The organism is Luteimonas aquatica, from assembly GCF_022662575.1.
In the GTDB taxonomy this organism is placed as follows: domain Bacteria; phylum Pseudomonadota; class Gammaproteobacteria; order Xanthomonadales; family Xanthomonadaceae; genus Luteimonas; species Luteimonas aquatica.
Genome location: NZ_JALBFU010000044.1, coordinates 1 through 482 on the forward strand (window position 1 = coordinate 1; position 482 = coordinate 482).

Below are 482 nucleotides of genomic sequence, written 5' to 3' on the forward strand. Positions count from 1 at the left end.
CCGGTGCCCAAGGGCCCGCTGCCGCGCACGGTGGTGCCCTCGCTGGTGCGGCTGGAACTGAAGCTGGATCCACGCCAGGAGCGCTTCAGCGGCCTGACGCGCATCGAGGCGGAGGTGAAGGAAGCCACCGACACGATCTGGATGCACGGCCGCGACCTGAAGATTTCGCGCGCCGAGGCGGTGCTGGCCGATGGCAGGCGCGTCGCGCTCAAGGCCGAGGACGCCGACGTCTCGGGCGTGCTCAAGCTCGGCGCGGCCGAGCGGCTGCCGGCGGGCAAGGCGGCCATCGAGATCGCCTACGACGCGCCGTTCGGCCAGCTGCAGGGCGCCTACCGCGTCAAGCCGGACGGCAACGACTACGTGGTCACGCAGATGGAGCCGCTGGGCGCGCGCACCACCTTCCCCGGCTTCGACGAGCCGAGCTTCAAGCAGCCCTGGGACATCACGCTGATCGTGCCGGAGCAGGACGTGGCGGTGGCCAA

Annotated in this window: 1 pseudogene; it reads left to right on the top strand. The window is 71.2% G+C overall.

From position 1 onward, the window contains the following. Nucleotides 1-482 (top strand): annotated as a pseudogene (locus MD221_RS17440) (M1 family peptidase); the annotation flags it as partial.